The following is a 12,844-nucleotide window of genomic DNA, read 5'->3' on the forward strand; positions in this document are numbered from 1 at the left end:
GAAGCCGAATTCCACAGTTTTCGAGGAGTCCATCAGATGCCGAGAGCCAAACGCCGAAAGCCGTACAATCCCGCCAAGGCACATGACCGAAGGTCCCGCGACCTGCTAAGCAACGCTGAAGTCGCAACCGTCGAGGTCGATAATCCCCTGGCGTTGGAGCCGGGCGAGAAGATCATTGCGCTGCGGTCGATCCGCAACGATCCGCTCGCTCGGCTGCATTCCCATCGCCAGATCGACGAGGCGCAGTATCAGGCGGGGCGTGCGTTCCAGAGCGACTGGGAGAAGGCCGAACGCGGGCCGCGCGCGGTCGACCCGACCCGGGAATATGTCGATGGCGGGCAGAGCCGCGAACCGATCACCGAGGGCCAGCGCAAGGCCGTGCTGCGGTTGAACCGGGCCGAGCGCGAACTCGGCGCGGACGGCTCGGCGCTGGTGCATGACGTCCTGGTCCAGGGCCTGACCATGGAGCAGATCGGCCAGCGGAGGGGCCTGTGTACCAAACGCTGGAGCGACTATTTTTCAAGACGATTCCGCGAATGCCTCGACCGGCTGGCGCTGTTGTATGGATTCGCGACGGAGCATCCTGTCCCCGTCAAAACCCTCCCGCGCTGAATCGCAGCGGCTGTACTACGTCGTAGGCAGCCTTGCTCAGCGGTATGGCGTAGTCGACGGTCAAGGCGCCGAACGGCGAGGCCCAGGTCAGGCCTGCGCCGACCGACGAGCGCACGACATTCTTGTTGGCGACCTGAAGTCCTGCCGTCGATCCGCTATAGCGGAATACGCTGCCGGCATCGACAAAGGCCGTGGCCCTGAGGCCGTATTCATTGGGCACGCCGGGGATTGCACTCTGCAGTTCGGCGGTCGTTGCCCAATACGCGCTGCCGCCGACATTATCCATCGTGGTGCCCGCCGTCAGGTCGCGCGGGCCGAATCCATTGGGGGAAAATCCACGCACCATGGTCGGGCCGCCGAAGAAATTGTTCATCAGCGGCACCTGCTGGCCGCCCCAACCAGTCACGTAGCCGCCCTGGGCGCGAACCATGCCAACGAGGTCGCTGTTGATTGATTTGTAGTAGCGCACGTCTTCCGTCGTCTTCAGAAATTTCACATCACCACCAAGTCCCGCCAGGTCCTGGCTGAGCTGCGACCTGATTCCGCTGGTCGGGCTCTTTGTGTTGTCCAGCGTGCTGTAGGTCGTTGTGCTGCCGGGCGCAGAGACCCAGGTCGGCCCGGCGGCCGCCGCCTGCTGGACGGCCAGCGAAGGTGTCAGGCCCGAGCTGTTCGGCGAGAGCGTGATGTTCTGATTGTAGATCGAGTAGCGCCACTGCACGCCGAGTTGCTCGTTGATCGGCGTCCCCAGCTGCAGCCTCGCGCCGTAGGTGGTGGTGCCGTAGGATTGGTAGCTGGTGGCGTCGCTTTGGCGGCCGAAGAGTTCGATCCCCGCCGCGACCTTGGTGCCGAGGAAATAGGGTTCGGACGCGGCCAGATTGACCCCGCGCGCATATTGGCCGTAGGTGAAGGCGGCCTGGACGTTCTTGCCCGTGCCGTAGAAATTCCGGTCGCCGACTTTGACCTCGACGAGCGCGCCGTCGGTGGTCGAGTAACCGCCGGCGACGTTGAAATCGCCGGTCGCCTGGTCAACCGCCTCGACATCGACGATGACATGGTCCGGGGCCGAGCCCGGCCTGTTCGATATCTTCACCGTTTTGAAGTAGTTCAAATTCTTCAAGCGCCGCTCGGCCCGGTCTATCAACGTCTTGTTGTAAGCGTCGCCTTCCGCGATATCGAATTCGCGCCGGATCACGTAATCGCGGGTGCGCGTGTTGCCGTGGATCTCGATCCGTTCGACATAGGTGCGAGGCCCCTGTTCGATCACGAAGGCGACGTCGATGCGTTGTGCGTCGGCATCGCGGGTGAGGTGAGGAGTCGCCTGGGCAAAGGGATAGCCAAGCTTTGCCATTTCGATCGCCAGCAGTTCGGTGGTCCTGTCCAGGGCGTTGCCGTCGAACACCGCGCCCGGCTGCGCGGTGGGGAGCGCACGAAGCTTGTCGCAATCCATGCCCGGGACGTTGCAGGCGACGCTGACTTCCCGGAAGCGATAGAGCGGACCCTCATCGATTGCGAAGCTCAGCGCAAAACCCTTCGTCGCCGGATCATACTCGGCCTTTGCCGATGAGACGCTGACGTCGGCGTAACCCTTGCTGCGGTAGTAAAGCCGCAGCTGTTCCTGGTCTTGCGCGATCCGGTCGGGATCGTAGGCGTCACCGCCGGTCAGGAAACTCAGCATGTGGGTGGCGGAGGTCTTGATCACGGCACTGAGCTGCCGCTTGCCGAAGGCCTTGTTGCCGGTGAAGTCGATCTGCCGTACCGGAGTTTTTGCCCCCTCCGTTATGGCGTAGATGAGGTCGACCCGGCCATTGCTGCGGTCGATGATTTGCGGATCAACGCGGACCTCGGAGCGGCCGGCACGCCGGTATGCCTCGATGATGCGGCCGACGTCGGCTTGCACGGTGGCGCGTTGCAGTGAGCCGCGCGGCTTCGCTTCGACGGCGACGGCAAGGTCGGCGTCCTTGACCTTCTTGTTGCCTTCGAATGCGACGCGGTCGAGCACGGGCGCTTCGGACACATGCACCACAAGCCGCTCGCCGGCGCGTTCGATGGAAATCTTGTCAAACAGGCCCGTTGCAATCAGCGCTTTCAACGCAGCGTCACGCGCGGCTTCGTCGAAATGTCCGTCAGGGCCTGCACGAAAGTGGGAGCGCACCGTCTCGGCGTCGACGCGGCGATTGCCTTCGACGATGACAGATGCTTGCGACGGCGAGGCGGTTTCTGCGACGACGGGTGTCGCGAAAATCAATCCGAGGGCGCCGGCAAGCCGAAAAGCGGTCCGGCTGCGTTGCGTGATGCGTCTAATCTCTGTGATCCCCACGTCCCGCGGGGCTCCTATTGATCGGCTGAGATCGAATTGCCCGCGCGGGGCAAAAAAATGTCTGGGATAAGGTGAATTGCGGGCGATGCGCCACAATTTGACCGCTCTTTCTTAATCCGGACTTTCTCAGAATTGTCGCAATGCCCGCTTCATGCTTCGCCATCGAGAGAGCCAGGGACGCTCGCGTACGGAACCGCGCATGCGTCTACGCTCACAGGAGCATCACATGCGTTATGCAGCTTTCCTTGCCGCCGCGCTCATGCTGATTCAACCCGCGCATGCAGAGAAGACGCCGGAGGTCGATCCGCGCGCTTCGCTCGGCGTGGTTCAGCAATGGATCTATAATTACAGGGCCAAGCCGGACTATGCCCACGTCCCGGCAGCCGTGCGCGTGCTGTTTCATTCGCAGACGTTCAAGGAACCGGAGAATGCCGGAATCTATCTCGGCTTTATCGCGGGTGCGATCGGCTCAAACCCTGCCAAGGCCGAGCAACTCATCGCCGGTTTCTTTCCTGTCCGACCGGAAGACGAATGGGTGATCGTCCGTGCCATCGCCTATTCGGGGCTGCCCGACTGGAGAAACGTTCTGCGCCGGGTCGCGCCACGGATGCCGGGCCGGCGGGTCATGATCGACGCCTACTTGGCGGGCAAGCTGCCGACCTTGACCGATATCCCGCTGGAGGAGATGAAGCCTGGTGTGATGGACAAGTTGCGTGGGGCATTCACCAAGAATCCCTTCGCCAAGGACGAGCGGAAGCTGAACACGACGCTCACGTTTGCGAGCAATCAGGATTTGCTGGATACGCTGTGGGGCTACTATTTTGCGACCGGCTCGCATGCGCCTATCCAGCGCATCATCCAGATGCTGCCGTGGAGCAAGAGCCGCGACACGGTCGACAAGCTGACGGTCGGAAGCATGGCGCGATACACACTGGCAAGCTATGCGATCCGCGATGCCGGTTTGCGCGAATATCTCCGCAGCGAACTTGCCAGACAGCCCGCGGCGGTCAAGGCGCCGCTCGCCGAAGTGGTCGAGGCGGCGGACACGGTGCAAATCGCAGCGCTCCGCAAGGACGCGCTCGCCGCCGTGGATGAACTCAAGATCAAGGGTTCTGATAGCCGCCGCGACCTTAGCTTCTGGGGTCAGGTCGGTGTCGGCGCGGTCGCTCTCGGTTGCGTCTCTGCGGCTGCGCTGGGGCAGGTCGCAGTCGGCATCCCCTGTGTGATCGGCGGTTCGGCCTCGCAGGGGTTGCTGTCGTTCTGGGAAAAGCAGCAGTAGTTCAAGGCTCGTCGCCGCAGCTCATTCCAGCCCGGCGCGGCGAAAGCCTTCGAGATAGTGCTCGCGATCGGCGTCGTGCTTCCAGGGTAACTGCGTCGCGATCCAGGAGAGCGAAATATTGGGCTGGGTCCGGCGCAACTCGTGAAGTGCGGTCCGGGCGAGTTCAATCTGGCCGGTCATGCCGGCCGCGACCGTCAGCACCCGATAGGCGCCGGTGAGGTCGCCGCGCTGACGGGTCGCCTCGCGCGCCAGTGCAATCGCTTCCTGATAGTTCCTTCCGACGAACTGGGCGTAGGCCGCAACGCCGTAATAGATTGCTGAAGAGGGATCGCGCGGGCTCTGGCGGATGGCGCGTTGCGTCGCCGCATAGGCATCCGTCCACCGCCCGCTATAGGACAGCGCCAGCGCGTAGTACCCCTGCGCCAGCGAGAAATTCGGGTTGAGCTGGAGCGCCAGTTCGAACTCGGCCAGCGAATGGTCGAGCCGGCGCGTGGAGAAATACACGCTGCCGAGGGCCGTATGCGCCCAGGCATCCTCGCTATCGGCGGCAATTGCCGACAATGCCGCTTGCTCGGCGACAGGCGCTGCAGTTGCAAGATCAGTCCAGCCCAGATGCACGCCGAACATATGGTTGGTCGCGAACAGGGCCAGCGCCTGGCCGTAGTTCGGATCGATCGCAATCGCGCGTTCCAGCAGCGCCTGCGCGGCGAGGCTGTCGGGACGCGTCACCCGCCAGTGATGCGACAGCGCCCGCATCACCAGATCCCACGCGTCCACGCTGTTGGGCGGCTTGCGCCGGCTGCGAAAGTTCTCCGCGGCGTAAATCTGCGGCTCGATCGCAGCGACGATGGCGTCGGTGATCTCGTCCTGCACGACGAAAACGTCGGTGAGGTCGCGGTCGAAACGCTCCGCCCAGATATGACTGCCCGTTGCGGTATCGTTGAGCTGCGCAGTGATGCGTACACGATCGCCGCTCCTTCTCACACTGCCTTCGAGCACGTAACGCACCCCGAGCTCGGCAGCGATCTGCTTCATCTGGACCGCCTTGCCCTTGTAGGTGAACGACGAGTTGCGCGCGATCACGAAGAACCAGCGCAGTTTCGACAGCGCGGTGATGATGTCCTCGCTGATTCCGTCGGAAAAATACTCCTGCTCGCGGTCGCCGCTCATATTGTCGAACGGCAGCACGGCTATTGCCGGCCGGTCGGGCAGCGCTAACCCCGAACGCGGTTGTTCTGTTTCCAGCGCCGAAGCGGCCTGTGCATTGCACGACCCATTCACGGCGCCGACGAAGCGAAGCCCCTTGCGCGGAATGGTGCGAATGAGCCGCTGTTCCTTGCCGTTGTCGCCGATCGCGTTTCGGGCGGCGTTGATCCGGCTGTCCAGCGTCGAGTCCGAGACGATCCGTCCTCCCCACACCAGCGCAATGAGATCGTCCCGGCTCACCACATGATCGCGGTGTTTCAACAGGTGAACCAGCAAGTCGAACACTTGCGGCTGCATCGCTACCAGTTCGCCGCCGTGGCGCAGCTCGCGACGATCGGTGTCCAGGACGTGATTATCGAAGTTGAATTTCACGTGCGCTACCGCACCTTTCTCAAGAAACAATCAAGTCCGCCTCATGAAGAGATCAAGCGTCAGGCAAAGTCCTAGGGCCATTCTCCGTGCATCCTGCCAAATTGGGGGTTGCAATCCCATTGTCTGCAGCGGAGCCAATTTCATGACGGAAACCCAAGCCATCAGCCCGGCGATGCCGGGTAATCGAATCCTAAAATTCACTGCATTTCTTTTCGGAGGTGTGGCCTATCTCACATTTCTGATCACGATTCTGTACGCCATCGGGTTCGTATCGGGGCTCGCCGTGCCGAAGGCGATCGATAGCGGCGCGAGTTCGGGGATATTCGAGGCAATTATCGTCAATCTCGGTCTGATGTCCTTATTTGCCATTCAACATAGCGTCATGGCGCGTAAATCTTTCAAACACTGGTGGACGCAGTTTATTCCAAAGTCGGTCGAGCGCAGCACCTATGTTTTGTGTGCAAGCCTGACGCTTCTGTTGCTGTTCTGGCAATGGCGTCCAATGCCGGCCGTGATCTGGAACGTCCAGGAGCCGGAAATAGCCATGGTGATCGCCACACTGTCGTTCATTGGCTGGGTGATCGTGTTCACGAGCACCTTCCTGATCAATCATTTCGAACTGTTCGGACTGCATCAGGTCGCCAACAATCTCGTGCGACGCGAGATGCCGGCGCCCGTCTTCCGGACGCCGTTCTTCTACCGTTTTGTCCGGCACCCGATCTATCTCGGTTTCATCATCGCCTTCTGGGCCGCCCCGACGATGAGCGCCGGGCATCTATTGTTTGCGGCGGTGACCACGGCCTACATCTTCGTCGGCATCATGCTCGAAGAGCGCGATCTCGTCGGCATGTTCGGCGACGAATATCGCCGTTATCGGGAGCGCGTTTCCATGCTATTCCCGTGGCGCAGGCCGGCGTGATCACTTCTCAATCAAGGAGACAGAAATGATGAAGCATACCGGAAGCTGTTTTTGCGGTGCGGTCGAGGTCCAGGTCACGGGTGCGCCGGAAGGAATGGGTTATTGCCATTGCCGTTCCTGCCGTTCGTGGTCCGGCGGACCGGTGAACGCGTTCACCCTGTGGAAGCCGGAAGCGGTGCGGATCACGGCGGGGGCGCAACATGTCGCGACGTTCGAGAAGACTCCGATGAGCCAGCGCAAGTACTGCGCGGAGTGCGGCGGTCACCTGATGACCAATCATCCGACGCTCGGGCTGGTCGATGTCTTCGCGGCAATTCTGCCGACACTCCCCTTCACGCCTGGCGTTCACGTCAATTACGCCGAGACGGTGCTGCCGATGCGGGATGGGCTGCCCAAACTGAAGGATTTCCCCGCCGAGCTTGGCGGGTCCGGTGAGATGATCGCCGAGTAGGAAAACGGGCATGTAAAGGCGCCGCGAACGCTGTTCGCAGCGTCTGCGCATCGATAAGGCGTCGCTCGACTCCCGGACCTGACCGGGGGCGGACGACGTCTTTTTGGGGTACCAGCCTTGGAGGCGAGGGCAATGCCGCGCCCCGCGCGCCGTCATGAGAGCTATGTCAGCGGCAGGTCCCGCCCTGCAAAATCGGGGTTTGGCGTTACCCGTCTGGTTCCGGTAAGAAAGCCTTGAAGTCGCGGCGAAAACCTTCGTTTCGCCAGACAGAATAACAAGGGGAAATGCCGGAGATGACTGCCAAGCCGCAATTGCCGGAGCGAACGCCGCGCGTAAAGGGCGAGCCGACTGCGCTGGATGGTCTGCTGGTCGTCGACTTCACCCGGGTCGTTGCCGGTCCTGCCTGCACGCAGACGCTGGCCGATTTCGGCGCCGAAGTGATCAAGATCGAAAACCCTGACGGGGGTGATGATACCCGCCATTATGAACATGCGGAAATCGGCGGCGAGAGCGCGGCCTTCCTCAGCCTCAATCGCAACAAGCGCGGCGTCGCGCTCGATTTCAACAATCTTGCGGCACTCGAAGTCGCCCGCGAACTGATCGCGAAAGCGGATGTCGTTGTGGAGAATTTCTCCGGCGGCATCATGAAGAAGTTCGGTCTCGACTATGCCTCCGTCGCGCCGACCAATCCGAAGCTGATCTATTGCTCGATCTCGGCCTATGGCCGCAAGGGCGAGTTCGCCTTGCGGCCGGGGTTCGATCCGATCACGCAGGCCGAAAGCGGCTTCATGTCGTTGAACGGATTTCCGGATGGGGAGCCGGTGCGGACCGGCCCGCCGATCGTCGACATGGCGACGGGCATGTCGGCATGCAACGCCATCCTGCTGGCGCTGATAGCTCGCGACCGGCTCGGCCGCGGCCAGCAGGTCGAGGTCGCGCTGATCGACACCGCCGTGGCGATGACCGGTTTCTACGGCATGGCCTATCTGATCAGCGGCGCGAACCCGGGCCGCTTCGGAAATTCGCCGAACGGCTCGCCCACTGTCGGCGTCTATCAGGCATCCGATGGGCCGCTTTACATGGCCTGCGCCAACGACCGCCTGTACCGCCGGCTCGTGGTAGATGTGCTCGATCGGCCGGACCTCGTCACCGATCCCGAGTTCGCCCACAGGAAAAACCGAACCGCCAACAAGGAAAAGTTGCGCGCCATCATCGCCGGTATCTTTGCCAGCGACAGGCTTGAGCACTGGATGGCCAAGATGAAGAAGGCCAACATACCGGTCGGTTATCTGCGCACCGTAGAGGAAGGTTTCAACGCGCCGGAAGTACGCGACCGCCATCGTCTCAGCCGGATTCCGCATCCGACCGCGGGCGCCATCCCCAATATTGAAACGCCGCTGCAGATGAGCTTGACGCCAACCGTCGATCCCGTGGCGGCGCCGCTGCTCGGCGAGCATACCAGGGAGGTGCTCCGAAAGACCCTAGGCTACGATGAGCGACGTATCGCTGATCTGGCCGAGGCCGGGGCTTTCGGGAAGCCGGGCAATACGGCCTGAGCGGCACCGATCAGGTTTGATGCATCTCGCAAACGAATAACATCCCTGCGTTTGCACGACGCCTAACTCGTTCAAAGCGGTAGCTTTTCCCGTTTGTCTGCGGTTAATGTGCCGGCAAAATGGGAGAGAAGCACCATGAACGACGGGACGCCCAGCCGGCCGGCGAGGAATGTCGAACTCGGCGCCAGCGGCGAAGAATTCCAGAATCTCCACGAATTCGTCCGCAAAGCCCGCGCCCGACTCAACCAGAACGCATGGGACTATATCGTCGGCGCCTCGGAGACGGAGACCACCATGCGCCGCAACCGCATGGCGCTCGACGAGATTGCATTCCGGCCCCGGGTGCTGCGCAATGTTGCTGAGGTAGACGGGTCGACCGAGGTATTCGGCCGCCGCTTGCGCCTGCCGGTCATGATTGCGCCGGTCGGCGCACTCGAGATTTTCGATCCCGATTCAGGCGCGGCCGTCGCGCGGGGAGCCGGTCGGTTCGGCGCGGCCCACATGCTGAGTTCGGTGTCCGAACCAGGACTTGAGGCGACCGCCAAAGCTGCGCCCGACGCGCTGCGCATTTACCAACTCTATGTCCGCGGTGATGACGCCTTCGTCGAGGACGTTGTCAGTCGAACGATTGATAATGGCTATGCCGCGTTCTGCCTGACCGTCGACACGGCGCATTACAGCCGGCGCGAGCGCGATATCGCCAAGCGGTACGTCCGCGAAAGCCGCATCCGCGCTACCGGCGGCGACTTCCAGAAGGGGCTGGATTGGCGCACGGTGAAGCTGATCAAGGACAAGTATAAAATTCCGCTGGTGATCAAGGGCATTGCGACTGCGGAAGACGCCGCCATCGCGCTCGATCATGGCGTGGATTGGATCTATGTGTCGAACCACGGCGGCCGCCAGCTCGACCATGGACGAGGGTCCATGCACGTCCTGCCGGAAATCGTCGACGCCGTTGCCGGCCGCGCCAAGATCATGGTCGACGGTTCGTTCTGCCGCGGCACCGACATCGTAAAGGCGATCGCCTCCGGGGCTGATCTGGTTGGCATCGGCCGGCTGCAATGCTGGGCGCTCGCAGCCGCGGGCGAAGCCGGCATCGTGCGGATGCTTGAGCTGCTGGAAGATGAGGTTATCCGCTGTCTCGGGCTGCTCGGCGTCACCAGCTTGACCGAACTCGACAAGTCTTGTCTGTATGCGGCGACCGCGACGAATCTTCCGAGCGTGTTCAGCGCCTTTCCATTGCTGGATATCGAGCCCTACCGCTATTGAGAAGGGCGGCCGCGCCGGGTTTTTTCGGCTGAAACCACCCCTGTCATTTCCCGAGTTGGTGGCTCGTCAGGGAACCTGGCGGGGCATCTCCGCATTATCAGCTGCGCCGAGAACGGCGCCGCCAAACACGAGTCTGATCTCCCATGGCCAAGTAGTCGCAAGCGAATGGCAGAAAATCCTTTCGCTCAATTCAGCCTCGAGAAGGCTATCGGCCTTCGTTGGACGTTGCGGGATATTCAGGCCCGCCGGCTGAAAATGTCGCCGGTCAGCGAGGAAGATTTAAGGACATTGACGGGCCTCGGCCTGGTCGAAGTGCGCGACGAAGGTCTCGTGCTGACGTCGGCCGGAACGGCCGTGCTGAACGGGTCGTAGTCAGCGCGCCTTCAGGAAGCTTTCGCCGGAGTCGCAAGGCGTGCAGCGGTAGGTCAGGACGTCGTAATTCTGGTCGCGCGGCTCGATCATGGTCAGCCGCATCTGTGCGCCGCATTTCATGCAAGGCATTTCTATGCTGGTTTGAAAGCGCGTGCAGGTAGGCGTCGGTCGAAGCGTTTGCAGCATTTTATCCCCATGTCCCAAGAGAGACTTAAAAACCAGAGACGCAACGCCACCGACAGTCGATCCCTTAACCCGAATCACTATGCCACACTGTTGCCACCATTGGAATCCGGCGCCGCATCCGTATGGCTAGGGTCGCGAGGAAAGGAAATCATTCCTTTGGCCCCATTCGTTGGGATTGGGCCGGCCGGATGCCGGACAGCCGGGCCTGTGCCCTGGCGGAGCTCGATCCAATACGACGCAGACGCAGCCGGGAATTGTGCTAACCTGCCAAAGTCGACATTGGAGAAGCGACCATGACTGAACCGAAACTCGAAGTCCCGGCCGAGCTGCGCGATCTGGCCGAGAAAACCATCGATCAGGCGGAAAAGGCGTTCGGCATGTTCTTCGATGCCGCCGGAAAGTCCATGACGTCGATGCCCGGTGCGGGTACGGAAATTTCCAGGCAGGCGCTATCGTTCACCGAGCAGAATATGAAGGCAGCCTTCGAGCATGCCCGCAAACTCGTTCACGCGACCGACCTCCAGGAAGCGATGCGGATCCAGTCTGAATTCCTGCGCAGCCAGTTCACCAACGCCGGCGAACATATGCGTCAGATCACGGGCGGCGTCGTATCGGCCACAAAAGATTCGACGAAAGGCAAGTTCTGAGGAGGCGCGCTAGCGGCGGCGTCCGATCGCGACACCGAACAGAAAAGCGACGAACAGGCTGGTCAGCGGCGCTTCGCGGGTAATCGCACTGATGGTCGATAGCGGCATTCCCGGTTGCCGTGCCGCCGTGATCGTGTCGCTGAGACGGCCGACCGCAGCCTGCAGCGCAGCAGACACTTCCGTGAGCGTGCGCGATACGTCGGTCGCCGTGTCGATGGCGCGTTCGGCCATGCCGGGTTGCGATGGATCTGAGGTTTCGTTTTTCACGTTCTGCAACTCACTCGATCGCTTGCCGGGGTGGCGGCTGACGTCCTGTCAATACACGGCCAGGACAATTGTTCCCCGCCAGTTATCGCCGCTTTGCCGGGTCAATGGAGGAACCTTCGTCGTCGCCGGGATTTGATTTCGTCAGAGGAAATCAACACGGATTTTCGGATGGCGGAAGATCGTTTGAATCGACATGGTGGCGCGCCGCTGAAGGTTGCGATTGCGGTCGCGGTTTTCGGCGTGCTCGGCATGCTGATCGTCACCCACGGGCTATGGAATAAGCCGAAGGTACAGCCGGCCGTGATCGCGAATTACAGTTCCACCGGCGAGGCCGCCCGGGCAGCCGGCGCACAGGTCATGCCGACCGAGCCGAAGCTGCAGGTGGAGCCTGAGCCACTCGTACCGAAGCCCGTTCACCCGGTTAATCCGGCGGCGCCTCGGTAGAGCGCGACGTTGACACGTCGGGCAAATCACCGGCATAACGGCATCATCACAGAAATTCGCGGGCTTCGAACGAGCGCGTCAGCGCACGCTGACGAATGCGCCCCAGCAAGCGGCCAACGCGGCAGCGACCAGCAAGAGGAACGAATTGTCGCAGAACGGGCTGCCGTATTGGCACATGGCTACACCCAGCGAGCCAATCTCGTGACGGCCCGCCGCGTAAAACAAGCCCGACAAAATCGCGAGCATGGCAGCAACGAAAAACATCTGACGGCCTCCTTGCGCTCGGTTGGGCCGCAGGTTGCGCCATCCACGGCCTAACGATTTCGTTTCGATGTCGTTGTGCTGGCTTGAATCTGGTTTGCTTCGGCCACTTGACGCGTCGGGCAAATCAGGGGCACATTGGCATCATCGCAGAGATCGTACAGCCCGCGCCTGAAACGGTGGCGGGCTTTTCATTTCTCACTACAATCGGCCGAGGCCGTTTCAATTTGTCGAAACCGTTTCGTCGATTTTTCTGCAATTCGTTGACCATTCGAAAACGATTTGACATGTCGGGCAAATCACCGGCATAACGCCACCATCGCAAAAATTGCAAAGCCCGCGCGGAGAAATCCGCCGCGGGCTTTTTGCTTTTAATTCTCGAATCGGACGGCGGCCGCACATCGACGCCGCAACTCCCAACGCCCCCCGCCCGGGCGTCGCGAGCGCGCCGCCGTCCGAGCCTTCCACCGCCACCCAATTGGCCGGCATGCGCGAACATGCCGGCCCGCGGCGCGAAATCGTCACGCGCCGCATGCGGCCCCCCGACGGGGATAAGGTTCGCGCCCCAAATGATCTGCGCCTGCACCCCGCGATCATGCCGCACGTTTCTTTCCGGAGAGAAGCCGATGACCGCCTATCTGATCTCGCTCGCGCTCGTCGGTCTTGTCGTCATCGCCGTATCGGAG

At 61.7% G+C, this 12,844-nt stretch carries 15 protein-coding genes; 10 read left to right on the top strand and 5 right to left on the bottom strand.

The window, feature by feature from the left end; genetic code table 11:
* The first annotated feature begins 36 nt into the window (after window positions 1-36).
* Window positions 37-612, top strand: coding sequence for a DUF6456 domain-containing protein (locus tag V1294_RS13770; RefSeq protein ID WP_334497797.1), 576 nt, complete (start codon window positions 37-39; stop codon window positions 610-612).
* Here the strand turns inward: V1294_RS13770 and bamA are convergent.
* A complete protein-coding gene (gene bamA, locus V1294_RS13775; RefSeq protein WP_334497799.1) occupies window positions 593-2,857 on the bottom strand; it encodes an outer membrane protein assembly factor BamA in 2,265 nt (754 codons plus the stop codon). The genes V1294_RS13770 and bamA overlap by 20 nt on opposite strands.
* Window positions 2,858-3,155: 298 nt before the next feature.
* Between bamA and V1294_RS13780 the strand changes: the two genes are divergently transcribed.
* The gene (locus V1294_RS13780) at window positions 3,156-4,208 is read left to right on the top strand and encodes a hypothetical protein (protein ID WP_417021173.1); all 1,053 of its coding nucleotides are present in this window, start codon (window positions 3,156-3,158) and stop codon (window positions 4,206-4,208) included.
* A 21-nt stretch (window positions 4,209-4,229) separates the two neighbouring features.
* Here V1294_RS13780 and V1294_RS13785 read toward each other — a convergent pair whose 3' ends face one another.
* Window positions 4,230-5,711 carry a winged helix-turn-helix domain-containing tetratricopeptide repeat protein gene (locus V1294_RS13785; protein WP_334504639.1) on the bottom strand — a complete coding sequence of 494 codons (1,482 nt, stop codon included), beginning with the start codon at window positions 5,709-5,711 and terminating at the stop codon, window positions 4,230-4,232.
* Here V1294_RS13785 and V1294_RS13790 point away from each other — a divergent pair.
* The 7 genes from V1294_RS13790 to V1294_RS13820 all read left to right on the top strand — a co-directional run bounded on the left by V1294_RS13790 (window position 5,658) and on the right by V1294_RS13820 (window position 11,186).
* The gene (locus tag V1294_RS13790) at window positions 5,658-5,861 is read left to right on the top strand and encodes a hypothetical protein (RefSeq protein WP_334505003.1); all 204 of its coding nucleotides are present in this window, start codon (window positions 5,658-5,660) and stop codon (window positions 5,859-5,861) included. The two genes, V1294_RS13785 and V1294_RS13790, sit on opposite strands and share 54 nt — an antisense overlap.
* 67 nt (window positions 5,862-5,928) lie before the next feature.
* Complete coding sequence (mddA, locus tag V1294_RS13795) at window positions 5,929-6,705, top strand: methanethiol S-methyltransferase (protein ID WP_334497801.1); 777 nt, start codon at window positions 5,929-5,931, stop codon at window positions 6,703-6,705.
* Window positions 6,706-6,733: 28 nt separating this feature from the next.
* Window positions 6,734-7,156, top strand: coding sequence for a GFA family protein (locus tag V1294_RS13800; RefSeq protein WP_108515076.1), 423 nt, complete (start codon window positions 6,734-6,736; stop codon window positions 7,154-7,156).
* 293 nt (window positions 7,157-7,449) lie between these two features.
* On the top strand, window positions 7,450-8,712 hold the full coding sequence (locus V1294_RS13805; protein ID WP_334497803.1) for a CaiB/BaiF CoA transferase family protein: 1,263 nt from the start codon (window positions 7,450-7,452) through the stop codon (window positions 8,710-8,712).
* A gap of 135 nt (window positions 8,713-8,847) precedes the next feature.
* Window positions 8,848-9,981, top strand: a complete 1,134-nt coding sequence (locus V1294_RS13810; RefSeq protein WP_334497806.1) for an alpha-hydroxy acid oxidase — start codon at window positions 8,848-8,850, stop codon at window positions 9,979-9,981.
* Window positions 9,982-10,146: 165 nt separating this feature from the next.
* Window positions 10,147-10,353, top strand: coding sequence for a hypothetical protein (locus V1294_RS13815; protein WP_334483087.1), 207 nt, complete (start codon window positions 10,147-10,149; stop codon window positions 10,351-10,353).
* A 479-nt stretch (window positions 10,354-10,832) separates the two neighbouring features.
* A complete protein-coding gene (locus tag V1294_RS13820; RefSeq protein ID WP_334497808.1) occupies window positions 10,833-11,186 on the top strand; it encodes a phasin in 354 nt (117 codons plus the stop codon).
* A gap of 9 nt (window positions 11,187-11,195) precedes the next feature.
* Here V1294_RS13820 and V1294_RS13825 read toward each other — a convergent pair whose 3' ends face one another.
* A complete protein-coding gene (locus V1294_RS13825) occupies window positions 11,196-11,417 on the bottom strand; it encodes a hypothetical protein (protein ID WP_190241816.1) in 222 nt (73 codons plus the stop codon).
* A 204-nt stretch (window positions 11,418-11,621) separates the two neighbouring features.
* Between V1294_RS13825 and V1294_RS13830 the strand changes: the two genes are divergently transcribed.
* On the top strand, window positions 11,622-11,897 hold the full coding sequence (locus V1294_RS13830) for a hypothetical protein (RefSeq protein WP_334483083.1): 276 nt from the start codon (window positions 11,622-11,624) through the stop codon (window positions 11,895-11,897).
* Window positions 11,898-11,975: 78 nt separating this feature from the next.
* Here V1294_RS13830 and V1294_RS13835 read toward each other — a convergent pair whose 3' ends face one another.
* A complete protein-coding gene (locus tag V1294_RS13835; protein ID WP_334497810.1) occupies window positions 11,976-12,161 on the bottom strand; it encodes a hypothetical protein in 186 nt (61 codons plus the stop codon).
* A 124-nt stretch (window positions 12,162-12,285) separates the two neighbouring features.
* Window positions 12,286-12,762 carry a hypothetical protein gene (locus V1294_RS13840; protein ID WP_334483078.1) on the bottom strand — a complete coding sequence of 159 codons (477 nt, stop codon included), beginning with the start codon at window positions 12,760-12,762 and terminating at the stop codon, window positions 12,286-12,288.
* Window positions 12,763-12,844: the final 82 nt, after the last annotated feature.

The organism is Bradyrhizobium sp. AZCC 1678, assembly GCF_036924765.1.
GTDB classification, from domain to species: Bacteria; Pseudomonadota; Alphaproteobacteria; order Rhizobiales; family Xanthobacteraceae; genus Bradyrhizobium; species Bradyrhizobium algeriense.